Below are 25,476 nucleotides of genomic sequence, written 5' to 3'. Positions count from 1 at the left end.
TTGTAGTAACAACTGTCATAAATCAAAGAAAAGCTGTCGCGCCCATTGTAAAAAATGGATGTGACAGCTTTACTGTTTTACTGTTTTTTAGTTACATCTAGTCTTTCATTACCCATATAGAAAACGGCAATAACTGCAATTCCAACTGGTATAAGTGACCAGAGATATGTGGCTGAAATTGATGTAGACATTGCACTTACAATCACATCCAATATATCTGGGGGGATGTTGGCGCGAGCTTCTGGCTGAAATACCGTTTGGATATTTCCAAGTGATTCCGGACCGCCCTGCCCGTTTCCGCCAAGTTTCGCAAAACCAGTGGTCATTTCACTTGTTAGCAATTTCGTTTGAATCGCACCGAAGATGGTAATCCCGAGGGCAAGGCCTAACGAACGGAAAAACGAGTTCGTTGAGTTAGCCGATCCCCTATAGCGGTAGTCCATTTCATGCATCGACGCAGAGGGCAATAATGAAAATGAAAACCCTACCCCAAATCCAACAAGTACCATAAATAGGGATAATGCGATTCGTGATGTATCAGGTGTGATTGTGCTCATTAACACCATACCGATTGAATAAGCGATAACCGAGATCACCATGATATTGCGATACGATGTTTTCGTCTGCAATATTCCTCCAAGTGCACTTCCAGCGACCGAACCAAGAAGCATCGGCATAAGAATAATTCCCGCATTTGTGGCAGATCCACCGTATACAGCCTGCACAAAAAGAGGGATGAAAATTGTCAGGCCAATAAATGTAGCACCATATAAGAATGCCAGGGCCTGGGATGAAGCAAAAAGTCTGTTCTTGAACATCCAAAATGAAATGATTGGTTCTTTTGCTCTCGTTTCAGCCCATATGAAGACAATAAAAAAGACAATAAATATACTAAAAAGGGAAATACTTTGCCACGAAAACCACTCAAACTTTTTCCCACCCAACTCAAGCCCAAACATTAGGCTGACGACAGCTGTAACAAGTGTAATTGCGCCTAGCCAGTCGATTGTCTGCTTGATCGGTTGTGCAGCTTCTTTATAATAGCGAATGATCAAGAATAAAGAAATCGCGCCGATTGGAATATTGACGTAAAATACCCAGTGCCAGCTTATTGATTCCGTAATCCATGCGCCTAGCAAAGGACCTAGAACACTTGAAGCGCCAAATACAGCACCAAGAAGGCCTGTCATTTTACCACGCTGTTCAGGAGGAAATACATCAAAGACAATAGTGAATGCAATTGGTAATAATGCCCCTCCCCCAATCCCTTGGATCGCCCGGAATACCGCAAGCTGCGGAACCGTTTGTGCAAGCCCACAAAGAGCAGACCCAACTAAGAAAACAATGATACCAAATAAAAAGAACCTTTTTCGTCCATACATATCGGATAACTTTCCGAAAATCGGCATACCCGCAAGTACAGCTACTGCATAAGCAGACGTAATCCAAATGTAGCTGTCCACACCGCCCAAATCTCCCAATATTGAACCGAGCGCTGTCGCTACAATTGTATTATCCATTGCAGCCATTAATATTCCCAATAAAATCCCCGTCAAAACGAGGCGTAATCGTATCTTATCTTCCAATGCAGTCTCTCCTTCATTAAACACCGTTGTGAATTTTATAATGCTTTGCTTGTAAAAATGCCCAAACATTTCATAACTAAGTATACGAATTATAGCAGCAGAGTTTCTACATTACAATGCTGTTTCAACACTTATTTAAGTACTGATGCGAATTGTATTCGAGTAAATTTCAGGCTCTAAACTGTAAGAAACTAGAAGTCTTACTAATCTAGCTGGATCTTTCTTAATCTAATTGAAACTTAGACGTAAGGTTGAGCGTCTATATCCAGGTACACTTTTTCGAATGACACCAACTGGAGGAACTATAATGAATCGAGCAGATATGAAGAAAAATAAAAAACGTAGAAAATGGCCATGGGTCATTGCAGTAATCAGCCTAATAATCGGCGGTTTTGCATTGAATGTCTATTTTGACTTGACGTCAACGTTGAAAGCTATGTATAAACCAATTGACCGCGAATTATCTGAGAAGCGAGCAGAAGGAATTACTTTGGGTAACCAAGATCCGTTTTCAGTGCTTGTCTTGGGTGTTGATGAACGCGAAGGTGATAAAGGTCGCTCGGATACGATGATTGTAATGGCCGTTAATCCTAAGTTAAAAACGACGAAAATGGTCAGTATTCCAAGAGATACGTACACAGAGATCATTGGCCATGGAACCACAGATAAATTAAACCATGCGTATGCATTCGGTGGCATTCAGATGTCACTGGATTCGGTCGAGAATCTACTGGATATTCCCATTGATTATGTTATGGAAGTCAATATGGAAGGTTTCCAGACAATTGTAGATACCGTCGGCGGTATCAGTGTTAACAATCCTTTTGAATTTACACAGGATTCGATTCATTACGCTACTGGTGACATCACCTTGGACGGCAAAGAAGCACTATCCTATGTGCGGATGCGGAAAGGCGATCCTAACGGCGACTTCGGGCGTCAAGATCGACAGAAACAGGTAATTGAAGGAGTACTGCATGAAGGAACCTCCATAAAGAGTCTGTTAAAATACCGCAGTGTCTTCAATGCCCTGGGTGACAATGTAAAAACAAATATGACGTTCGAAGAAATGGTAGACGTCCAAAAGAATTACCGTGACGCGGCTGGTAAAGTGGAGCAACTTCATTTTGAAAAAGGTGAAGGCAAGCGAATGAACGGCGGTATATGGTATTACATTATGGATGAAACAGAATTACAGGAAGTTACAGGTACCATGAAGCAACATTTGGAATTGAATTAAAGTAATCCGCGGAATGTTAAACTCCGCGGATTTTTTGATGTTGTTTGCTATGGGTTTCCACTTGCTGCTTTTGAGTGTACCTACTGTTTCACGGATTTACCCGTCATTTCCGAACATACCCTCGGATCCACCAATAATTCTCTCTATACCCGCACTTGCCCATTTCCACGGATGACATACTTTGTCGTTGTCAACGCCTTTAATCCCATCGGACCCCGTGCATGCAATTTCTGTGTGCTAATTCCAATCTCCGCGCCATAACCAAATTCAAAACCATCCGTAAATCGAGTCGAAGCATTATGATAGACTGCGGCGGCATCGACATAATTCAAGAAAATCGTAGCATGCTTTTCATCATTGGTGATAATCGCTTCGGAATGCTTTGTCCCGTATTTGGTAATATGAGTAATTGCTTCCTCCATACTCGTTACAATTTTGACACTAACTGTTAACCCGAGATATTCCGTTGACCAATCTGATTCGGATGCAGCTCGCACCTTTTCACATTCTCGAACAACAGTTTCATCTCCGTATATCTCCACATCGTTCTCCTGCAATTTTTCGATAAGTCCTTTTCCATACAACGTAAACCACTTGTCATGGATTAAGATTGTCTCAATGGCATTGCAAACGGATGGACGCTGAATCTTTGCATTCAATGCAATATTAGTAGCCATTTCTAGCTCTGCTGATTCGTCAATATAGATGTGGCAATTACCCGCCCCAGTTTGAATGACCGGAACTGTTGCTTCACGAATTACTGTTTCAATAAGTGTTTTGCCACCCCTTGGAATTAGAACGTCCAAGTATTCATTAAGCCGGAACAGTTCTTTTGCCGTCTCCCTGCTCGTATCTTCAATTAATTGGATAGATATTTTGGGAACATCACTTTTATCAAGAGCAGCATGAATTGACTTTATAAGAGCCAAGTTCGAATATTTCGCAGAAGAACTTCCGCGTAAAATGACGGCGTTCCCCGTTTTAAGGGCAAGCGTCGCCGCGTCAACAGTGACATTCGGTCTCGCTTCATAAATCATACCGATAACGCCAATTGGTACCCGCTTCACTTCAATAAGCAATGCATTGTCTTTTTCAATGGTCTCCACTGTCTCTCCAATCGGATCCTGTAATTCGATTAACAGATGGATGGCATTCGCCATGTCTTCTATTCGTTTTCCAGTGAGTAGGATGCGGTCAAGAATTGCGTCAGTAAAACCTTTCGCTTTTCCATCGTCCAAGTCTTTCTGATTTTCAGCAAGTATGGACGTTTGATCGGCCACTAATTGTTCGGCAATTAATGCCAGTGCTTTGTTCTTTTGGTCGGTTGTGATGTTCACCAACGAATAACTTACTTCTTTTGCAGCTTTCCCTTTTAAGTGTACTTCGCTCATGCTAAATCCCCTCATTTCATATTTGTGCCCAGCGGTCCCGGTGAATGACTTCAACAGCCGATGAAACTAGTTCACCTTCTTTTTCCTTGTTTCTGTCTTCAATCGCGTTTCTTAATTCACCAGAAGAATAACTTACTTCTCCTTTACCTAAAATCCCATTCACGCCAAATACTTCAACAACGTCACCTTTGTGAAAATCCCCGTTTACTTTAACAACACCTGCAGGTAATAAGCTTTTTCCGTTATATAAAATAGCCACTTCCGCCCCTTGATCAACGTGAAGTTCACCTGTCGATTCGGAATGCAACACGATCCATTGTCTGCTCGTATTAATCTTAGCGATAGCTGGATTGGAAATATAGGTGCCGTCGCCTCCCCCCTGTAAAATCGTTAGTAGTTTATTCGAACCTTCTCCCCTTCCGATGAAAACGGAAACACCTAGTGATGTTGCTGTTTTTGCAGCTAGTAGTTTTGATTTCATGCCACCTGTTCCCACTTTTGATCCCGTATCGGCAGCTCCTTTTAGTAAGTCATCTGTAATCTGTTCAAGATAATCAAGTCGTTTCGCTAATGGATATTTGCGTGGATTTGATTCATAAAGTCCATTAATATCCGTTAAAATAATAAGCTGGTCCGCATGGAGAAAGCCACTGACAAGTGCTGACAGCATATCATTGTCACCGAAAGTCAGTTCTTCAACAGAGACTGTGTCGTTTTCATTAATAATGGGCACGATTCCGCGTTCCAACAGTTCCGTCATAGTCGCAAATGCATTTCTATAGCGCTCACGATTCGAAAAATCGATTCGTGTCAATAAAATCTGAGCTGGCACGATTCCATGAACACTAAACTTTTCAATATAAGATTGCATTAACAAACCCTGGCCCACCGCCGAAGCCGCCTGTTTCCCTTTGATTGTTATTGGCCGCGATGAATAGCCTAACTTTGCAAACCCAGCCGCGACTGCACCAGAAGAAACAAGGATCACTTCATGCCCTGCTTTACGTAGTACGGCAAGCGCATCGATATGATCGTTGAATTTCGTTTGATCGATTTCACCTTTAACATTTGTTAAAGAACTGCTTCCTATTTTCACGACAATCCGTTGTTTTTTCATTCCAATACCCCATTCCTTCTTGTGGTGGAAAACAAAAAAAAGCCCACTCGTCCTGATATTAAGGACGAAAGGGCTTAGCTTCCGCGGTACCACCATAATTGGATGCATGCGAACACATCCCACTTATCCCCATAACGCCGAGGGGGGCGCCTATGTTTTACATAAGACTACGAAGGTAGGTTCTGCGATTGTCGTGACGGAATCTTCCAGCTGATAAATTCCGCTCTCTTTCACAACATGGATTCGCATAGTAATCCTTCATCACCGTTCAAGTTTTAGAAGATTTTAAACTATCATACAACACTTAACTGAATTGTCAAGCGTGTATGAGTGAACTACTTTTACTTCAGATATTATGAACGGACAATGAATATCGTCACTGCCCCTCTAAAGTAATGACAAATAGTAATACTCCCATATGTCGGTGCCTTTTCAGGTATTGAAGTTCATTTTATTATGAGCAAGATGGTGACGAGAACAACAGGTAGAATTGCGAATAGAACGAATTTCTTATACATTTTTTCGTTAGTTCAAGCTTAGAACGTTTTTCAACTATTTAGAGCACCCTATAGATTATCCATAACATTTAATCTTTTAAACCATTCAGCATAGTTTCTTAAAATTAAACCGGCTTGCGCTGCGCTAACCAATTCAAAAGTTCTGTCGAAGTCATTGGCTTAGCAAAATAATAGCCTTGGAAGATTAACGACTCCGACTCTTGGCTTAGAAATTGTACTTGCTCTTCAGTTTCTACACCTTCTAGTACAATATCTAAATTTAACGTTCGACCGATTGCGAGAATTGCCTTGAGAATAGATGAATCTTTCTCAGATTGTGGTACATCGTCAATAAATGACTTATCTATTTTCAAAGTCGAAATCGGCAATCTTTTCAAGTAAGACAAAGATGAAACTCCTGTTCCGAAATCATCCAATGCTACAGAAAAACCTTTTTCTCGAAACGTATCGAGGGCTTTCACCGCATCTTCAATCGAATTCACTACACTCGTTTCCGTAATTTCTAATTCTAAATTATACGGTTCCAACTTATACTTTTTCACCATTTCCGTTAATACATTAAGTAGGATTGGTGATGTAACATAATCCCCAGGAATATTAATTGAAACGGGGTGTACTTGGAAAGTCGTTTTTCCCCACTCTGCAATCTGTTTGCAAACTTGCTCGATTATCCAGTTCGTGACGTCTCCTATTCGTGTGCTTTGTTCAAGTATTGGTATGAAAGTTACTGGAGATAGCATACCGTATTTCGGATGCTTCCAACGAATCAAAGCTTCAAACCCCGACAATTCATTAGTACTAGCCCTTACTTTCGGCTGATAAACCATGAATAATTGTCCTTCGTGCATCGCACCTTCTATACTCTCTAGGATTTCTTCTTCGAATGAATGAGAATGGATTGCATTATCAAAACGAATCACCTGGTAATCATAGCGTGTCGATGGATGCTCTAACACAGTAAGCGCTTCTGTATACAAACGCTTCGGATCCCGATGTTCTTCCGTAGTTGACATCGCGCAGACCGCTTCAATCTTAATTAATTTGCCATCGATTTCAGTCAGTGCTTTAAGTTGCTCTGCAACCTTATTCATGGTGCGTTCAAACTCAACGATTCCGTCCACCCCCTGAAGAAGAAAGACAAAACGCTTGCCCTGAAGCTGGTAAAGTTTCATAGAGGATGATGACCACTGAGAGAAAAAACGACCCAAATACTGAATAACTTTGTCTCCGAAAATATACCCTTGTTCAACATTGATTTTTTCAATGTCGGGGATATACCACATTGCAAGACTTCCATCATAAGAGGGACTGTTCAACATTTTCTCAAAGCTCCGCCTGTTTGGGATTCTCGTTAAGGACTCGAAATAGTTTACGCGGTAATCAATATACCGATCAATAAAACTCGATAATAGTAATAATAGCAGCAATAGACCCAAACCAATTGAAACTGTAATGTTAAGATAGTTCATATCCATTTGATGAATCTCATGCAGACTATCAATCTTGTCACGATGAATATAGTAAGTAGTCCCCATGAGTCCGGTATAATGCATGCTAGAAATTGCTAACCCCATAACGAGCGAAGTAACTGTTTTCAGGAGTTTATTTTTCAAAAGATGCTGAAGAGAAGAAAAAATGTAGATTGCGATAAAAGAAATACTAATTGCAATCGCCACAGATGCAGTAAAAATTGTGCGATCATATGTATAGATAGTATCTGATTCCATAGACGCCATCCCAATATAATGCATGGCAGAGATACCAATTCCCATTGCGACACCCGAAATCAAACTTAATCCAATCGTTTTTCGCGTGCGGTTGACTAAAGTAAACACTAAAAATGAACTTGCAATTGCTGGAATAATCGACAAAAATGTGAGCTCAGGTTTGTAAGTCATCGAAATGGGTAATAAATAGGCACCCATTCCAATAAAATGCATGGACCATATCCCGAACCCCAAAGCAACCGATGCTAATATGAGCCACAAATTTCGATGAAAAAAGCTATTCTCTTGCATTCGCTCATTCATTGATATCGCGGTATAGGAAGCAAAGCTCGCAATGATAACGGACAAAAGAATGATTGAAAAAGAGTATTCACCAACAACTACACTATATGATTCCATGGAAGGATGAGTAAACAAAATCGGTTCTCCTTTACAACTATTATAAGATAATTCTCTACTAATTATAGTTCTATATAATCATGTGTCAACCTGTTCCATTCTACCTTCAAGATTATTTCACAGCATTTCGAAAAAAGTTCCTATCTTCAGGTTAACTTTGGTTAATCAACACATGTTCAATCCGTAACAATAACATTCTGCAATCTAAGATATTACTATTTTGTTATTGTTGTAAAAAGTAGCAAACCCACCTTCTCTTCTTCCTATACCCAGTAAAAGCCCAATCGTCCTGGTATTAAGGACGAAAGGGCTTAACTTTCGCGGCGATAATTCCCTCTATGTTTTTGCATAAGATTACGAAGGCTAATGCAGGAGTTTGTGATGTTGGGATTCGCTAGCTGATAAATCCCATTCTCTTTCACACCTTATTGCCACATATTACTCCTTCTTCACCACTCAATTACCGATAGTTTCAAATAACCAAACAATACTAAATTTGATTTGTGAAGCATTGATTAATTCGAAGAATCTATTTTACCAACTGTTCCTTTTTTCCTTGCCCATGTGAAGATAATTGCAGCAATTAATGTGAAACCTAGGTAGCCCATCACTGGATAGACAGTACCAACAAGTGTGATGAATCCAATAAAACTCGCGCCGAACGCAGCTACACCAAAAATTGTAACGGCACCTTTAAAACGCACTGTTTCAGTTTTAACGATACGAGCTGAAAATGCGTATAACATTCCAACCGCTGTATTGTAAATCATCCCCAATAAGATAATGGACATAATTGCCCCCATTATAGGGCTAATATTATTTGCCAAAAACAGCATTGGCATCGGTACACTTGCAATCGCTTTTAACTGAGTCAGCATTGAGACATTGATAAGCAGGATGAGTAGTCCCAATCCAAGACCACCGATGATTCCACCCCATGCCGCAACCTTCTCATCCTTTACAGTGCCACCCATAACCGTGAGCATCGCGGCTCCAGCTGCCAAATTATAAGAGACATATAAAATTGCGCCCAGTAGCCAATGGGATGCACCTCTATTTTGAGTGACAACAGCGGCTGACAGATCAGCAGTTGCAAAGTCAAAATTTATTAATGAGTAAACTGTAATTACGATCACTATTAATAGTAAAAACGGAGTAAATGCTCCGATGAGTGTAATCACTTTTTGAACACTCAACGTTACCGTCAATATGGTTACAATCGCCATCAAAATACTTCCAATGAAACTAGGAATGCCAAATTGCTGTTCAAAAATTGCTCCAGCCCCTGAGAACATGACTACAGTTACCCCGAAAAGGAAAAATGTAATAATAACATCAACAAGTACCCCTAAATAACGACCACATATATGATAGATTACACGTTGATGAGACTTAGTTTGCAAACGACTTCCCAATTGTGTCAAGTTCATCCCTAAAAATGCAAATAAGACAGTTGCTACAAGTGTTCCAACGATACTAATTGGTCCAAAACTAGTGAAAAACTGTAAAATTTCCTGACCTGATGCAAATCCTGCTCCAACAATCACTCCGATAAAAGCTCCAGCGATTTGAAAACTTTTTCTCATAACTCATCCCCCGTTTTAGCCGCAGTGTCTCTTTATAGTCAAACTACTACAATAGATTTTATTTTCTGATTTCTCCAGTCAGAAAGGACGATTTAAGTCATCCTTCCCTACACCTATTCAGCCTTTCTCATCACACCTCATTCAGCTTTGAAGTGTAACTCGTCTACCGTGAATTTATTCATAGCTTTCAAGTTTGGTTCGTAACCTATTCCATATGCGGTTGGAACAGTAATATAGCCGTCCTCCACTACAACTTCTGGAGTAATAACGTCTTCCTCCCAGTAACGTGAGGATCCAGCAGTGTCCCCTGGTAATATGAAGTTTGGAAGTGTTGTGAGCGCTACATTATGCGCACGGCCGATTCCTGATTCCAGCATTCCGCCGCACCAAACAGGTATTTGACGTTCCATGCAATAATCATGAATTTTCTTCGCTTCAGTAAGACCTCCAACACGACCGATTTTAATGTTAATGATTTGCGTACTACCAAGCTCAATCGCTTTTCGTGTATCTTCAAGGGAGTGAATGCTTTCATCCAAACAGATTGGTGTTTTCAATTGTTTTTGTAATTTCGCATGGTCGATAATATCGTCTGAAGCAAGCGGCTGTTCAATCATCGTCAAGTTAAATTCATCCAGCTGTTTGAGAAGTTCAATGTCGTCCAATGTATAAGCCGAGTTGGCATCTGCCATAAGTGGCACATCCGGGAAATTCTTGCGCAACTCGCGGATTACATCAACGTCATAGCCCGGTTTGATTTTCACTTTAATACGCTTGTATCCCTCTTCCACAAAACCACGTACCGTTTCGACTAGATTAGCAATATTTTCATGGATCCCGATACTGATACCCACTTCAATTTTATCGCGTTCGCCACCAAGAGCCTTCGCCAATGTCAATTTGTTACGCTTAGCATAAAGATCCCAAATTGCGCCTTCCAAAGTGGATTTCGCCATATTATTTTTACGGATGGCAGCGAACAATTCACTTACTTCGTCGGGATGTCCGATTTCCCTTCCTAATACGATAGGTATCAGAAAATCACGGATCATATGTAAATTCGTTTCAAGTGTTTCTTCGCTGTACCAAGGCGAGTGAAATGCCACTGACTCCCCCCATCCCGTATTACCCAGCTCATCTTTCACTTCAAGTAACAGAAAATCTTTATCTTGGAACGTACCAAAACTAGTTGTGAACGGGTGCTTCATTCTCATTTTCATTTTTCGGATGTTGATTTCTTTTATAATCATTCGGATTCTCCTCTATTTTTTATTGTCAGTGGAATTGTGTTTCTTTTTACAAATTGATAATAATGAACGCCTTCTTCAGACCTATTCACTCCTAATAGCGCATAGCCAGAACCAAATAACGATTGAAAAACGGTCCTAATTTTCAATCGCCAGTCGAGCGCTAGTTCAGGTTCATTCTTTTTGATCGACTGAAATTGTTCTGGTACCGGAACTTCAACACCAACACTGTTTAACAGGACATTTTCCGAATCCACAACTAGTGTTGGATTTCCTTTATGGGATTTCTCAACTATAAATGGTCGATCATAGTCGGAAACTTGCGGTGTCCACTTGTCCTCGACCCTTTCGCTCGAAACCCACCATTCGACTTGAAGACGGTCTGATGGTAATCCTTTGTTCAAACCATCTTCCATTTCACCGTAACAATTCACTAAATAAGTATCGCAAATTGCGTACAGTTTCGACACATTTAAATAAGCATTGCGACTTTCCAATGGATCGAATGTCCAAGTAATCAAATTGTATCCCATTTCCTTGGCAATTTTACGCTGTTCATCCTTTAGCAACTTTCCGATTCCCATCAGTTGATAGTTCGGAAGAATGCCAAGCATATGTGAACATAAATACGGCTTACCATTGGTGAAACCCGGAAAACCATATGAAAAGCCAACGATTTCATCACCTAAGAAAGCGCCTAACAATAACCCGCCATTTTTCGCTGCCGTATAGGTTTGATGAGTCGGTATCGGTTCAAGGCCCCAGATTGCTCGTTCAAGCGATTGGACCAGGCGCATGTCTTCATTGGTTTCTAGTTTGCGAATGGATAGGTTGACGTCCATTTGGTTCACTTCCTTCTCTCTAACTGCCCGAATGAATGGATGACCGTTCGAACGAGTATTTCAATTCCGGTCAGTATACTATCATGATTGAATGTCATGTTGGGATGATGAAGGCCTGGCGATAAGTCGCAGCCAAGACCGAGCATTGTCGCTTTAACAGAAGGTCTTTTTAATGTGTAGTAATGGAAGTCTTCTCCGCCTGGTGTGACAATAGGCGGCACCAAAAATTGTTCCCCAACTGTTTCCCTTATCGCTTGTGCCATCATTTCGACAGCAGTGTCATCGACTTGGGCAGCTGCAATTTCCGCGATTATTTCATAATTAATGATAACATCAGACAGTTCTGCAACCGAACTAATCGCTTTATCAACTAAATTCATCAGTTTGTCCATAACCACGTTTGTTTGGGCGCGTAAATCCAGACTAAATACTGCACTTCCGGGAATGATGTTGGCTGACTCTCCACCCGCTTGGAACATCGTCATTTTTGCAGAATGCGGGACCATTGGGTCAACGTGGATGGAGTGGATTGCCTGTACGAGAAGTGCCATCACTTCTATGGCGTTTTGTCCAAGATGCGGTCTTGCTCCATGCGCATCTGTCCCCACGATTGTTCCTTTAATCATTTTTGCAGCACCATGCATAATGGCTGGGGATGCATAGCCATGACCGATTTCTTGAATCGGACGGAGATGGACACCATACAAATAGTCGATATCGTCAACGATCCCTTTTTCCACAAATGATAATGCGCCCGTCCCCTTTTCCTCAGCTGGTTGAAAAATCACTTTTAGTCGCCCGTTTTTCGGATACCTAAGCTTTTTCAAAACGAGTAAAGCGCCAATTGCAATCGTCATATGCGCATCATGTCCGCATGAATGGTTCGCTTGAAAGACCCCATCCACTTCCTGCCAGAGTGCATCGATATCTGTTCGAAGTCCAATACAAGGATCACCAGACCCCAGTGTTACTACAAGTCCCGTTGAATCGTCGAATGTCGTAACTTGAAATCCTTCATTCTCTAACAATTGTTGCAAATAATTTGTCGTCTCAAATTCCTGCCAACTAATTTCAGGATGTGAGTGTAAATGGTTAAAAACCTTTTCAACAATCGGCTTCATTTCTTGTAACACTGCTTTCATTTTCAATCAACTCCTTCAACAAATAAGAAATCGCTTGGTATCGATTGATACGTTTCACGTCTTTTTTCGAAACTGTCCTTCTCCTTCACGGACAATCCTGCAATAATCGCATTCATGAATGAAAATAGAGAAGCCGTTGCATCGAGCGTCGACTTGTTAGGCGAATAAATTGGAAATAACAAATCACTGAATGTATGAATTGGGGCTAACATTGAATCAGTAATTCCGATAATGAAAGCTTGTTGTCTATGTGCCAATTCCGCAATTTGAATTGTTTCTTTCAAGTATCGATGAAACGAAATGGCGATGACAACGGACTTATCGTTCATTTGACTGAGCGTTTGGATTACATCCTCCGTTTCTGGTCGTAACAGTCTGACATTTCCTTTCACTAAACCAAGCGTGTATGAGAGCCAATTAGCTGCAGTATACGAAGAGCGCAGGCCAAGAATATAAATGGTTTCTGCTTGAGAGAGCTGCTCGATTGCCTTTTCGTAGTCTTCTTCTTTAATTTGTTTCATCGTCTCTCCAATCGCTATTCGATCCCGCTCCATCACTTTTGTGAAAAAATGCGGTACCTGTTCAAGTTCCAGTTTAGATTTCTGATATGTTGTGAAGCTACTCTCTTGAAATAGCAATTGTTCACGGATGACCTTTTGTAGTTCCCCATAACCAGAGAGATGTAGGCTATAGCAAAAGCGAATGACTGTCGTTTCGCTGACACCGATTGTCGCCCCAATTTCTTGTGCCGTAGACATCGCAATATTTCTTGGGTTATCGATTATATAAGTCGCGACTTTTTTCTGGCTTTTTGACAATTGGTCGTAATACTCGTGAATCAGGTCCTTTAATTTCATCTTCACTCTTCCTTTTTGAAGTTATTCCGTCATTATCTTTACAAATGAAGTGCTGACTTCACAATTAATTATTTTATTACCTTAACATACTTGTTCGCGGAATACAATGTATTTTCTGATACTTATGCTTTCCTGGGAACCTTTAGCCTCTGTTTCAATTACTACTCGAAAATTATTTGCTATATATGTTGAATTAATGAATCCCATTGAACCTGCTGTGACGCTCAATAAGGAGAGAGTTGTAATTCCGGATATTAGGTTGTAGAACGCTTGGCGCTCAGCGAAGGCGCGACTTCGTGGTAGCCGGAGCGATAAGACTAAGGAGGGATGCAGTTCAATCCCTCCCAAGCGGTCTTCTTTCTGGCTTATCGCGGGAGGCATGCACAAAGCGTCGAAGCGATATTGGCGGGAATTCTAATTAGTTCTAAGTATTGGGACTTTTTCAGTGGCCTCCCAAAAGCCTTTGTAATGCGCATACGCCGTATTCATTTGGTCAACATATATAGAGGGGTTATACATACGTTAAATATGGTAAAATAGCTATGCGAGGTGGTTATATAATGAATGAAAACGAAAAAATTCTTGGGGATGAACGTCGCCAATTAATCGTCGATACGTTACAGACGTCCGATAAACCTATTACAGGAAGAATACTCGGAGAAATGACAAATGTCAGCCGTCAGGTGATTGTTGGAGATATTACATTGCTGAAAGCAAAAAACGAACCTATTGTCGCAACAAGTCAGGGCTATATTTATATGCATGTGCAAGCGGCACCCAAGAGAATCGAAAAGACGATTGTTTGCAAACATACTCCGGACCAAACGATGGAGGAGTTGAACATTTTTGTCGATAACGGCGTTACAGTAAAGGACGTCAAAATTGAGCATCCTGTCTATGGAGATCTTAGTGCGTCAATAATGGTTTCCAATCGGAATGAAGTAAAAGAATTCATCAAGCGAATCAAAGAGGCAGATGCTATTTATTTATCAAAGCTAACAGAAGGTGGTATTCATCTTCATACGGTATTGGCGGACGACGAAGAAAATATCAGAAAAGCGGAAGAAGCACTTAGAAAAGCTGATATTCTCGTCGAATGAAAAAATAAATCGGGAGTTTTATTTACAATCGGAGCAATTAGCATACAAACTTGAAAAGGTCGATTTCCCATACGAGAAATCGACCTTTTCAAGTTTACCAAAAAGTAATTGCCATCCATCTTCTCAAAATTGAATAGGGTATTCTTTTGATTCATTATCATCAACAAATTCTAAGTCCCTATATGACTTCATTCCATAATAATTTTAATGAAAAATTCATGTTCTTCATCTATACCTACGCAATATTGTTTATCAAGTGTTATTTTCATTGGAAAAATTTCAGATTTCTTTTCCGAGAACAGCCATCTTCTACCTATGCTAGCTAAAATAATAAAAACACCATTTTTATTTTCTTGCATAAAGTTTAAAGAAGAAGTAGTAATTGGATCATTATCACTATCAAAAATATTTATTTCTTTGAATTGCTCGCCAACCCTTTGTGAATCTTTTACAATTAAACCAATTTCACTGATATTCAAAATGTTATTTACTGCAAATGTCGATTCACTATTTGGATTTACATAGTATCGAGCTATGAGTTCTACTATATTTCCTGCTGGATCTTCAAAATAGCAAGCATGTGCAGGCCAAAATGAAAAATCAGCCTCGTCTTCTCCGTCTTCTAATAAAAGCGTTGTTTTTCCTTTTAACCATTCCTTCGCTTCTTGAAATTGATTGGGTGGAATATTGAATGCAAAATGATAATATGGTTCCCCTACTACATTTTCATTCGTGAATTCTAAAATGCTTGTTCCTACTTGAATTTGAAAACTTTTTGAACTTTCACCACAAAGAGGAAAACCTAAATATTGCGTATAAAATTCTTTCATTTTTTCTAATTTACCTGTTTGTAATGTCAGTATTTTTATTTCCATAAACAATATTCTCCTCATCAAGAAAATTTAATAGTTCATTTTTTAAATTCTATGTCACTTTTCCACTTATAATGCGTGTAAAATAATTGAATAGGCAAAGTAACTATTAATGCCAAAGTTAATACTATTTTTAGTGAATCAGAGATCTCAGAAATAAGTAGCATTATAATCAGAATAATACTAGGTGGAATCATCCATAAAGTCCTAATAAACTTTTTTCTATAATTCAATCTCCAATAAATTAAACCGCTATTACGACCATTTTTCAATGTAAATACCTCCGCATTATAAAACCACTAAGTAACATTAAGTAATAAAAGATTCTTTCTTCTGTTTTCGTCATAAAGTTAGTGCCATACATAAAAAGTTATCCCAGCTATTAAAGGTAATGAACCTGTATTAGCATCGATAAAGCATTCTCATAAATTCAAATCTACTTCCATTTGTCTCCTGCATAAATGTATCAACTTCATCAAACCCGATTTCCCTATATATTTTTATAGCTCTTTGATTGAAAGTTGCTACTGATAATGTTATTTTTTCTGGTCTGTATTTTGATTTAGCAAAATCCAAACCTGCTTGGACAAATCCCAAACCGTTGCCATTACCAGTTAAATCTGGTCTCATGCCTAACCCTATATCAATGGCGTTGTTAGCTACTTCATTAAAAGTATAGAAGCCTATAGCATCATTGTCTTTAGTAACAAAGAAGTTTGAGTCACCCCGTTTTTGAGCTTCTAAGAACTCAACTAAATCTTCTTTATCTGCTACCATATCGTAAAAAGAATATTCCGCATTATAGTGCCAATTATATGCAATCTCTTCCGCTTGTTCTTGTGTCATAATTTCAAACTTATATCCCACAATTATCCCCCTCTCAGTATTTCCAGACATTTCCAATCACAACTAACTGTCCGCAATAGATAAGTATTTATTGTTATCCCTGCCTTTTTCCTGTTCCACACGAAACGTGCTAGTTTTCTAGCAATCTGTGTTCCATCCCTTCAATCACTTTCTGTTGGTCAAGAATAATTTATAAGAGTCATAAACCTTTTTTATAATAAATAAGTGTCGTGCTGTCATTTATTTTCTTGGTTTCTCCTGTTTTTATAAAGCCCATCTTTTCATATAAATAACAATTACGTTTTTCTTCCGCTATAGTAGCCAACTCCCAACTAACCGCTTGAGGAAAAAGTCCCTCTATTTGTGATATTGCTTTCTGGGCAATTCCTTGCCCCTGGTATTTCGGTTGTATAAACATTGGGCTGATCCAAAATTCAGTTTCCTCTTTCCACCAGATACTAATAGCGCCAACAAGAATAGTATCCGATTTTATTTTATAAACTCCTCCTGACGTGTTGTTTATCCTTGTTATCATTCGCTCGATCGTTTCATTCGCAGGATTAGTATTGTAATCCTTATAAACTTCAAGTAATGGTAAAAATGCATTTACTTGTATATCAAAAAGAGATTGCGCATCAAATTCGTTTGCTTTTTCTAACGTAACTTCCATAACTGGTACCCCATTTCTACTAATAAAATCATTGTTATAGTGAATCAAAAGACAATATAGTGCTTCCAGTTCACAGTGAAATCTCCTACTACTAAAATCAATATTATCAATAGAAATAATCCAACTGGAATCATTAAGCTTATATAAGTTTCGCTCCATTTATACAGAGTTTTTCGCTTGCTTAAATACCTATCTATCATAAAGTAAATTAGAGCCGCGGGCAGACTAATCCAAAGTAATAATAATCCGAAAATCAAATGAAAAAGTAACGATAGAAAACACTCTAACTTTACTGACTCATTTTCCGTGAATTTGGATGAAAGTAAGTCGCTTACTAGAGAAGTAAACACCCCATATAGAAGAATGGCCGGAAAACTGTATAGAATATACCCTTGCGTTGTAACTAAAATCTTTCCCAAATATCGCCATAGTGAATACACGTTACTTTCGTAGAAGTATGGTGTTACTAACGCTAATAATATTGCATAAATAGGAACTGTAATCGCCGCAGTTATTAATTTTCTCGGCAACGCTCTGCTAATAACTTCTTTAACGCTCAATCTTCCCACCCTATCTGATAAGCAATTCGATCAGGCATTTCGTTTAATCATTTCTTCTACATAATCTACCAAAGTGCGATAAGATGAAGTTCCGTTTAGAAAGTGAGATGCCTCAATTACAGCCCCTAGCGAATTTAATTGAATTCTTTGTTTCGACATATTTAGTTCTTAATTTACTAATTTTCTAAAAAGATTTTTTCGGTAATCCCGTTCCATACTACCTTCAAAACCAGCTTCTCTTCTTGTTTCGTTGAAGGGCTATTAGAACTTAAACTTTTGTGTTGAAACTTACCTTTTTCGTTCAATGAAACATTGTTTGTACCAAAATTCAGCACTCCATCGGTGCTTGTTTCAACGAAATAATCAAAGGTTTTAACACTTTCTAACTCATTACCTTTATAAAAAATCTGAATTTCATATTGTTCATCTCCGTCAGTTTGGGCCACAGTCACTTCTGCCCACCAATTTTCGCCTTCACCAATGAATGTCAATTCTTTTGTTTGCCATGCACTAAAAAATACACTCATTGAAACTATGAGAATGAATAAAACTTTTTTCAACGCCTCCCCTTCCTTGCGAAACGATATAGTAAAATAAGAACTGCGATTGCAAACAAAGCAATTACGCTGATATATAATGGATTAAATATATCTGAGTTCTCCTTGTCAATAAGCGCTACATTGTTTCCACTGCTAGGATTCTTGTAACTTGTTTTTAGAAATTCAGCATAATAAGTTGCGATTTCTTCATTTTCATTATTTATTATGCCGTGAAGGACTTGAACCATACCATTTGGCCCTCCTACAGGTGTAAGAAATGTCGCAGAATCACTCTTTTCTAAAAACAGAAGAAACTCACCGCCTTCGTTCTGAAATCCCTCAGCCCAACCGACATCATACATGTCAATTCCAGCGATTATTTGTTTAGTAGCCTCTCCTTTATAAACATTTTCAACGGCAAACGTATATCCTTGAAAAATAAATTCACTGTCTATCGGCTTACTTGAAAAGTCGTAAGTTCCACTTATAACTACTTCAGCTTCGTCGCTAACTTCTTGCGGGTCCATCTCGATCCAACTTGTAGCAGAAACACTTACGCTTACTATCATCATTGATAAAAAGACAGTCATTACGAAAAGTCGATACACTAATCTTTTCATAAAGGCACCTTCCTTTTATTTATTTGACGCCTCTCGAGCAAGAAGGTTCATTATTAAGAATAATTTAATAACAATACAATGGAAATAAAAAAGCAATTCAAATTAAAGCAGTATAGCTTTAATATTTTTTTACAGGCTAATTAACCCCTAATAATTCCATGACTCATTCCAATCAGAACTTCTTTTCCGCTTTGATTATGATAAAAGGTAATCATGGTTATTGTCTTAAATTCAACTTCTGTTATCGTGAATTCACAAGTAATCGTGTCCCCTGACAGGGCGAAGGTAACCACTTAACATCTCTCTTGCAATATTAACTGAATCCCCGATACTCGCAGTAAAAGACCTTGTACATAAAGCTCCCTTTTTCATCTCATTCCATATGATATTTTCCCTTATCACCTATTACCTCTGAAAACTGTTGTGTTTCTTCCACATTAAACGTTTTTAATCACGTGAAAATAGCCCCAACTTTAAGCTTCATTATTCAATCGCTCCCACAATTAATCTGACTTCATTGAATAAAGAGTATCACTTTCAAGCTTGAATGAATAGTCACTCATTAACAATTACCTGTTAAAGATTACTTACTCTTATCGAAAAAGTTATTCCATTTTAAAATTTCCTCAACTTTGGAAAAGGTATTTAATCTTTAATATATAAAATAACCTTGTCTATGTAACTATCTATTTGTTTTCCGTAATTTACTTCTAAACATTCAAGGTTTAAAGGATTTTTACTAGCCTATCCCTGTTCCCTAAATGCAAATTCAGAGTCAACTTGACTTATTTGGCTAATTATACGTATACGTTCCTTTAGCCTTATTTGAATCACCTTAAAACCATTCAGATAGTATTCCACATATTTATACCTAACATAATGTTTCTTAAACAATCCTACTTTTTTAGTGATAAATAGCGTCCTCAAATAATTGGTACGATGAACTTTGGAATATCTAACTTCCCTTCCCGCTTTTACGATCAAAAATTATTCCCCTTTTTATTCCTACTGTCTAATTGTTTTAAGGACAAGGGGAAGACAATAACCCTTACACGAGGAATTTAGTTTCATACTGTAATTAAGAATAGGAGGTGAAAAAAATGGGATATCATGAAAATAATCATTTTGAGAAGAACTATTGTGAGAAGAAAAAGGATTCAAAAAGCATGGAAGCAAAATTAGAAGATATTTTGATACAACTTCAACAACAAAAGCAATGGCAATTACAGTATCAAAATCAAAATCAATACCAAAATCAATTACAGTATCAAGATCAAGACCAGAAGCAAGCTCAAGTCGATACTGATACAAGTACCTTCGAAAATATCGGAAGTCCAACAATCACAATTACTAATAACGTAGATGTTGTTGCAGTCGCTGTTGCCGTCGCAGCATTATTACAAGGTCCATTAGGAGCAGGTCTTTCTTTTGATACAGTAAAAGAATTGAAGAATATGCTTCAAGCATAATAGTATTTGTTTCACCTATATATATTGAATAATTGAATAGCTATATAAGCTGAGGGAAGGCGTCTTACACGGGTAGCCTCCTAGCGAATTTAATAGAATTCTTTATTTCAACATATATGATGAAATTTTTCTGCCACAAATTACTGAACTAACGTCCGTGAATACGAATAGCTTTGTAAGGTCTGACTTCTCTTTCCGCTTCTAGCTATTAAAACCCCAGTTTCCTTTTAATTTTTAATTATTAGTTTTTCAGGGTCAAAGAAGAACATAAAACTTACATGATGGATTTGATTTCATATTGTAATAAAGAATAGGAGGAGAAAAAATGGGAAATCATTCAAAAAAGTGTGATTGTTATCATTGTAATGAAAAGAATCATTATGATAAGTACGATTGTTGTGAGAAGAAAAAGGATTTAAGAAACATGGAAGCAAAATTAGATGATATTTTGATACAACTTCAACAACAAAATCAATGGCAATTCCAATATCAAAATCAATACCAGAAACAATTCCAGTATCAAGATCAAGATCAAAACCAGAAGCAAACTCAAGCTGATACTGATACAAGTACCTTCGAAAATATAGGAAGTCCAACAATCACTGTTACAAATAACGTTGATGTTGTTGCGGTCGCTGTTGCCGTCGCAGCATTATTACAGGGACCATTAGGAACAGGCATTTCTCTTGATGCCGTCAAAGAATTGAAGAATATGCTTCAAGCATAATAGTAATCGTTTCATCTAATTTGAATTTTCTCAGTAGCGGAGAATGCTTAGTTATATTCTCTGCTACTAATTACATAACTAATGTGTAATTAACATATACAATTCCTCTTTATCTTTTTGATGCAATAACTCGATTTCTATTTGTTCATCCACTTTAGATTTTATTCCATTCAATAAAACAACCAAGCTATCACCGGTCCAACGATAGAACCAATGATAGCGGAGAGCGTCATTGCAATGGAACTATAGGATGCTTCCTGCTCCCCGATTTCAATTGCTTTAGATGTCCCAAGAGCATGAGCTGCTGCTCCCAGTCCGATGCCACGACCGATTGCAGTATCGATACGAAACCATTTCAAAAATGTTGGTCCTAGAATGATACCGGTAAATCCTGCAATCATGACAAAAGCGATTGTTAGCGAAGTTGCTCCACCCAATGCCGAAGCAATCTGTATAGCTATAGGTGTTGTAATCGATTTAGGTAATAATGACAGAACGATTTCTTTTGAGAATCCTGCCATTTTTGCAAAAAGCACACCGCTTACCATACCAAAAAGAACGCCCGTCAATACACCACCAAGTATGGGAAGCATATTCTGTTTGATTAACTCCCTTTGTTTATATAAAGGGATGGCCAATGATACAATCGCGGGTCCCAGCAACAGGTCAACCCACTTTCCACCAAGCATATAGGTTTCATAAGGGACTTTGAAAAGAATGAGAATCAAAATAATGCCAACTGTTGTGGTTAGTATTGGTATGAAAAATGCTTTACGATACTTAAAGTATAACAAGTTCATAACAAGATAAACTGCAATCGTTACAATAACAAAGAGGATTGAATACATCATTACTTGCATGAAATTCCCTCCTTGTTAGCAGATTTCTTGGCAAGAAATTGACTTATATAACTAGAAATCCACATCGTCAAAAACGTGCTAATCATCGTGATTGGTATTAACAGAAATCCTTTTCCTGCAAAAACATGTCCGTAATTCATCACACCGACAGTCGCTGGGATAAAATATAATGGTAAATAAGATAAAAGAAAGAAAGAACCTGATTCAATCCATTCAAGCTGAAATACTTTCAATGAAAGGGCCGCCAACAATACTAAAAGTCCTATTATGCTTCCCGGAAGCGGCAAATGTAGAAAAACTTGAAGCCAGTTCCCCATCAAGACAAAACTGTACAAGACTATTATTTGAAGAACTATTTTTATGTATTTCATAGATAAATCCCGTCTCCTTTCGTATCAGTATAAAGATATATAAGTAAAATATCAAAGACGTAATGAAACTATTTCAAAAATAGAACGTATATTATCTATAACTACCACTCAAAAAACATAAGGAGGTTTTGTACATGTTTTCACCTTTTGGAGAAGCTATGTTTACGTTTGTTCCCATCTTTATCGGCGGAGTTGCAATTATCATTTTTGGTGGAATTATTTTCATTGCTGTGAAATCTATCGGTACGTGGAATTCAAATAATAACTCCCCTATACTGACAGTGCCAGCGGAAGTTGTTACAAAAAGAACCAAGACTTCCGGCGGATCAGGCGATTCATCGGCAAGTACTTGGTATTATGCTACATTTCAAGTCGACAGCGGAGATCGTATGGAATTAGCTGTAAACGGTTCCCAATATGGTATGTTGGCTGATGGCGATGTGGGAATGCTCACTTTCCAGGGGACTCGTTTTAGTGGATTTGAACGGGTAAATAATGGATAAATATTTTTTTACATAAGTTCAAGTATTGAATACGATGGATAAACCAAGCGATGGCATAGAAAAAACTGTAAGACTAGTCTGGCCAAGGGCAGAAGGCTTCCCCTAGTGCCCAAGCATATTTGAATGTAATCTTTACTTCAATTTATTTCTATATAAAAACCCCGAATCTAGACCCTTTTTCATAGGATCCAAGGTTCGGGGTTTATTGTAAAGAAGACTATTCGTCACTCTCTTTTGGTTTCTCTTTTCTAGGTAGCAGTTCGGGTGTCGAGTCGAGCTGATCAAGGAATGATCTCGATTTTAATCGAATCCCTACTTGCTCATCGTAAATTGTTCGGACGAGTTTTTTCATAAAGATTTTTGTCGTCTTCTTTAACGTCAAATTACCGACCCGATTAATGGGAACTGTATAAAAGGTTCGGATCAATTTCAATTGACTGGGTGAAATTCGAATCGCATGCTTATCTACATGGAAGCATCGATGACAAATGAAGCCGATTTGCATAAATGAAAAAGCAAATTCACCTTCTGTCGCTCCACAATTTGCACACTGATGAAGTATTGGATGGATACCAGCGATCGGCAACATTTTCCATTCAACAAATAATGCAATTGCTTCTGGATCATATTGTTCATTGATAGCGTGAAGCGCTTCATACAACAAGCTGTATATACCAGAAATTCGCTCATTATCCTCCGTTAACTTATCAATCAATTCAACAACATAACTTGCATAAGCTGTTGCTTCCAAGTCTTCACGAATATGCCGCATCGAATCAATGGGTTCGCCTTGTTCAAGCGTCCCCATTCCTCTACCCGTACGGATCAAGAATGAACCATGTGTGAAAGGCTGCGTCACAGCAGCTAGCCTGCTCGCCGGTTTCTTCGCTCCACGGGCCATTGCTGTCATCTTACCGCCTTCACGAGTAAACAGTGTCACAATTTTATTGGACTCACCGTACGGGATACCTCTTAGAATGATTCCTTCCCATTTGTTCAGCGAAGCAATCACCTCTTTGTCTAGCTTCAGGTGCCAGCTCCTCGGGTCACAAGTCATTTTACTGCGGAGGCTAAAAGACGCCTCCTCACACACTACTTTGTGCCTGTCGGAGCTATGCGGCACCTTACGCTTTTCTTTGTCTAGCTTCAGGTGCCAGCTCCTCGGGGTCACAAGTCATTTTGCTGCGGAGGCTAAAAGACGCCTCCTCACAAACTACCTTGTGCCTGTCGGAGCTATGCGGCACCTTATGCTTTTCTTTGTCTAGCTTCAGCGACCCAGACGCTCGGGTCATAAGTCATTCCAGCTATGCGGCAAAGTACGCCGCTCCGCAGGACGCGGCGAACTTAGGATGCGTTCAATTCATTAATACTCGTCTTCCCTAAATCCGAATTCCTTCAGATGGCCGGGTTTATTACGCCAGTCTTTCTGCACTTTTACCCACAACTCAAGAAATACTTTCGAACCAAGTAGCATTTCGATGTCATGTCTAGCATTTGTTCCAATTTCTTTTAGCAATGCACCTCTTTTACCGATGACAATACCTTTTTGGGAATCACGGTCGACAACAATTGTCGCCATAACATTTACCATTTCCCGTCCTTCTTCGCGTTCAATCTTCTCAATTACAACCGCTATGGAGTGTGGAATCTCTTCTCTCGTTAAATGCAATACCTTTTCACGAACTAATTCAGAAATGATGAATCGTTCCGGGTGATCCGTTACTTGATCATCTGGATAGTATTTTGGTCCCTCTGGTAAATATTTTATCATCGTCTCGAGAAGGCGTTCAACATTATTTCCGTTGATCGCGGAAATTGGCACGATTTCAGCAAAGTCATATTCTGCTGTATACGAAGTAATGATTTTGAATAATTCATCCGGATGAACAAGATCAATTTTATTAATGATAAGGAATACCGGTGTCTTTGAATTCTCAAGAAGTTCCATGATGAAGCGGTCACCACGGCCAATCGGCTCATCTGCATTGACCATGAACATGACCACATCTACTTCTTTCAATGTGTTACGGGCCGTTTTCACCATGAAATCACCAAGTTTATGTTTTGGCTTATGAATCCCCGGTGTATCGATGAATATGATTTGAGATTTTTCTGTCGTGACAACACCTTGCACTTTATTGCGAGTTGTCTGTGGTTTGTCACTCATAATCGCAATCTTTTGTCCGACTACATGGTTAAGAAATGTCGATTTACCTACGTTTGGACGTCCAATAATCGAGATGAATCCCGATTTGAACCCCTTTTTATTGTTCTGCTGCATATGAAAGATCCTCCTTTGAAAATGCGCCTGGTAATAATTTTGCTACAGTTGTTTCTTCAATGTCCCCTTTTAGGTTCGTGAGGTAGACAGGCATCGAGCCATTACAAAACTCCGCAATTACTTGTCTGCATGCTCCACACGGGGAAACAGGTCCTTCTGTATCTGCAACTACTGCAAGCGCTTTGAAGCTACGTACGCCGTCGGAAACAGCTTTAAAAAATGCTGTTCGTTCTGCACAATTGGTCATGCTATAAGCGGAGTTTTCAATATTACAGCCGTGATAGATAGTCCCATCGTCGGCTAACAACGCCGCTCCAACTGGGAATTTTGAATACGGGACATACGCTTGCTCCCGTGCTTTTTTCGATTCAGCAATTAATTTTTCTACATCCATAAAGACACCTCT

The 25,476-nt window shown here is 38.9% G+C and carries 24 protein-coding genes; 5 read left to right on the top strand and 19 right to left on the bottom strand.

Features of this window, described 5'->3' with window-relative positions:
- Positions 1-77 precede the first annotated feature (77 nt).
- Positions 78-1,529 (bottom strand): MDR family MFS transporter, encoded by a 1,452-nt coding sequence (locus ACGLYD_RS06365; protein WP_399633129.1) that lies wholly within the window; start codon positions 1,527-1,529, stop codon positions 78-80.
- 364 nt (positions 1,530-1,893) lie between these two features.
- On the opposite strand from ACGLYD_RS06365, the gene ACGLYD_RS06360 reads away from it, so the two are divergent.
- Complete coding sequence (locus ACGLYD_RS06360; protein WP_399631976.1) at positions 1,894-2,826, top strand: LCP family protein; 933 nt, start codon at positions 1,894-1,896, stop codon at positions 2,824-2,826.
- Positions 2,827-2,969: 143 nt separating this feature from the next.
- Here ACGLYD_RS06360 and ACGLYD_RS06355 read toward each other — a convergent pair whose 3' ends face one another.
- The 8 genes from ACGLYD_RS06355 to ACGLYD_RS06320 all read right to left on the bottom strand — a co-directional run bounded on the left by ACGLYD_RS06355 (position 2,970) and on the right by ACGLYD_RS06320 (position 13,652).
- The gene (locus ACGLYD_RS06355) at positions 2,970-4,217 is read right to left on the bottom strand and encodes a glutamate-5-semialdehyde dehydrogenase (protein WP_340741960.1); all 1,248 of its coding nucleotides are present in this window, start codon (positions 4,215-4,217) and stop codon (positions 2,970-2,972) included.
- A 16-nt stretch (positions 4,218-4,233) separates the two neighbouring features.
- On the bottom strand, positions 4,234-5,334 hold the full coding sequence (gene proB, locus ACGLYD_RS06350) for a glutamate 5-kinase (protein WP_340741959.1): 1,101 nt from the start codon (positions 5,332-5,334) through the stop codon (positions 4,234-4,236).
- A 622-nt stretch (positions 5,335-5,956) separates the two neighbouring features.
- Positions 5,957-7,996: an EAL domain-containing protein gene (locus ACGLYD_RS06345; protein ID WP_399631972.1), complete on the bottom strand. Its 2,040-nt coding sequence runs from the start codon at positions 7,994-7,996 to the stop codon at positions 5,957-5,959.
- A 497-nt stretch (positions 7,997-8,493) separates the two neighbouring features.
- Complete coding sequence (locus ACGLYD_RS06340) at positions 8,494-9,564, bottom strand: hypothetical protein (protein ID WP_067208441.1); 1,071 nt, start codon at positions 9,562-9,564, stop codon at positions 8,494-8,496.
- A 137-nt stretch (positions 9,565-9,701) separates the two neighbouring features.
- On the bottom strand, positions 9,702-10,814 hold the full coding sequence (gene menC / locus ACGLYD_RS06335) for an o-succinylbenzoate synthase (RefSeq protein WP_067208439.1): 1,113 nt from the start codon (positions 10,812-10,814) through the stop codon (positions 9,702-9,704).
- Positions 10,811-11,653, bottom strand: coding sequence for a GNAT family N-acetyltransferase (locus ACGLYD_RS06330; RefSeq protein WP_399631968.1), 843 nt, complete (start codon positions 11,651-11,653; stop codon positions 10,811-10,813). The genes menC and ACGLYD_RS06330 overlap by 4 nt, the downstream gene beginning before the upstream one ends.
- A 5-nt stretch (positions 11,654-11,658) precedes the next feature.
- Positions 11,659-12,795 carry a M20 peptidase aminoacylase family protein gene (locus tag ACGLYD_RS06325; protein WP_187047522.1) on the bottom strand — a complete coding sequence of 379 codons (1,137 nt, stop codon included), beginning with the start codon at positions 12,793-12,795 and terminating at the stop codon, positions 11,659-11,661.
- A gap of 2 nt (positions 12,796-12,797) precedes the next feature.
- Positions 12,798-13,652 (bottom strand): MurR/RpiR family transcriptional regulator, encoded by an 855-nt coding sequence (locus ACGLYD_RS06320; protein ID WP_340741956.1) that lies wholly within the window; start codon positions 13,650-13,652, stop codon positions 12,798-12,800.
- Between the two features lie 560 nt (positions 13,653-14,212).
- On the opposite strand from ACGLYD_RS06320, the gene ACGLYD_RS06315 reads away from it, so the two are divergent.
- Entirely contained in the window at positions 14,213-14,752 is a 540-nt protein-coding gene (locus ACGLYD_RS06315; RefSeq protein WP_399631964.1) for a transcription repressor NadR, read from the top strand.
- Between the two features lie 188 nt (positions 14,753-14,940).
- Here ACGLYD_RS06315 and ACGLYD_RS06310 read toward each other — a convergent pair whose 3' ends face one another.
- The 5 genes from ACGLYD_RS06310 to ACGLYD_RS06290 all read right to left on the bottom strand — a co-directional run bounded on the left by ACGLYD_RS06310 (position 14,941) and on the right by ACGLYD_RS06290 (position 18,859).
- Positions 14,941-15,627, bottom strand: a complete 687-nt coding sequence (locus tag ACGLYD_RS06310) for a VOC family protein (RefSeq protein ID WP_399631961.1) — start codon at positions 15,625-15,627, stop codon at positions 14,941-14,943.
- Between the two features lie 399 nt (positions 15,628-16,026).
- Positions 16,027-16,491, bottom strand: a complete 465-nt coding sequence (locus ACGLYD_RS06305) for a GNAT family N-acetyltransferase (protein WP_399631959.1) — start codon at positions 16,489-16,491, stop codon at positions 16,027-16,029.
- Positions 16,492-16,669: 178 nt separating this feature from the next.
- Positions 16,670-17,140, bottom strand: a complete 471-nt coding sequence (locus ACGLYD_RS06300) for a GNAT family N-acetyltransferase (RefSeq protein ID WP_399631956.1) — start codon at positions 17,138-17,140, stop codon at positions 16,670-16,672.
- Between the two features lie 736 nt (positions 17,141-17,876).
- Positions 17,877-18,260 carry a hypothetical protein gene (locus tag ACGLYD_RS06295; RefSeq protein WP_399631952.1) on the bottom strand — a complete coding sequence of 128 codons (384 nt, stop codon included), beginning with the start codon at positions 18,258-18,260 and terminating at the stop codon, positions 17,877-17,879.
- The gene (locus tag ACGLYD_RS06290; protein ID WP_399631951.1) at positions 18,257-18,859 is read right to left on the bottom strand and encodes a hypothetical protein; all 603 of its coding nucleotides are present in this window, start codon (positions 18,857-18,859) and stop codon (positions 18,257-18,259) included. Before ACGLYD_RS06290 ends, ACGLYD_RS06295 begins: the two co-directional genes overlap by 4 nt.
- 1,100 nt (positions 18,860-19,959) lie before the next feature.
- Here ACGLYD_RS06290 and ACGLYD_RS06285 point away from each other — a divergent pair.
- Positions 19,960-20,328 (top strand): hypothetical protein, encoded by a 369-nt coding sequence (locus ACGLYD_RS06285; RefSeq protein ID WP_340764813.1) that lies wholly within the window; start codon positions 19,960-19,962, stop codon positions 20,326-20,328.
- Positions 20,329-20,653: 325 nt separating this feature from the next.
- A complete protein-coding gene (locus ACGLYD_RS06280) occupies positions 20,654-21,055 on the top strand; it encodes a hypothetical protein (protein WP_067208406.1) in 402 nt (133 codons plus the stop codon).
- Positions 21,056-21,225: 170 nt separating this feature from the next.
- Here the strand turns inward: ACGLYD_RS06280 and ACGLYD_RS06275 are convergent, their stop codons facing one another.
- Together ACGLYD_RS06275 and ACGLYD_RS06270 are read right to left on the bottom strand one after the other, a co-directional pair.
- Entirely contained in the window at positions 21,226-21,915 is a 690-nt protein-coding gene (locus tag ACGLYD_RS06275) for an LrgB family protein (protein WP_067208403.1), read from the bottom strand.
- Positions 21,906-22,286 carry a CidA/LrgA family holin-like protein gene (locus ACGLYD_RS06270; protein ID WP_187047513.1) on the bottom strand — a complete coding sequence of 127 codons (381 nt, stop codon included), beginning with the start codon at positions 22,284-22,286 and terminating at the stop codon, positions 21,906-21,908. The genes ACGLYD_RS06275 and ACGLYD_RS06270 overlap by 10 nt, the downstream gene beginning before the upstream one ends.
- A 134-nt stretch (positions 22,287-22,420) precedes the next feature.
- Here ACGLYD_RS06270 and ACGLYD_RS06265 point away from each other — a divergent pair, with 134 nt between their 5' ends.
- Positions 22,421-22,789: a DUF2500 domain-containing protein gene (locus tag ACGLYD_RS06265; RefSeq protein WP_340741950.1), complete on the top strand. Its 369-nt coding sequence runs from the start codon at positions 22,421-22,423 to the stop codon at positions 22,787-22,789.
- 217 nt (positions 22,790-23,006) lie between these two features.
- On the opposite strand, the gene recO is transcribed toward ACGLYD_RS06265, so the two are convergent.
- The 3 genes from recO to ACGLYD_RS06250 form a co-directional block, all read right to left on the bottom strand.
- Positions 23,007-23,846, bottom strand: coding sequence for a DNA repair protein RecO (gene recO, locus ACGLYD_RS06260; protein ID WP_354313165.1), 840 nt, complete (start codon positions 23,844-23,846; stop codon positions 23,007-23,009).
- A gap of 306 nt (positions 23,847-24,152) precedes the next feature.
- Complete coding sequence (gene era / locus ACGLYD_RS06255; protein WP_067208394.1) at positions 24,153-25,070, bottom strand: GTPase Era; 918 nt, start codon at positions 25,068-25,070, stop codon at positions 24,153-24,155.
- Positions 25,054-25,464 carry a cytidine deaminase gene (locus ACGLYD_RS06250; RefSeq protein WP_399631945.1) on the bottom strand — a complete coding sequence of 137 codons (411 nt, stop codon included), beginning with the start codon at positions 25,462-25,464 and terminating at the stop codon, positions 25,054-25,056. Before ACGLYD_RS06250 ends, era begins: the two co-directional genes overlap by 17 nt.
- Positions 25,465-25,476 lie beyond the last annotated feature (12 nt).

This window comes from Sporosarcina sp. SG10008 (genome assembly GCF_044569405.1).
Taxonomy (GTDB): domain Bacteria; phylum Bacillota; class Bacilli; order Bacillales_A; family Planococcaceae; genus Sporosarcina; species Sporosarcina psychrophila.
Note: the sequence above shows the minus strand (reverse complement) of the source record. Positions and strands in the feature narration are given on the sequence as shown.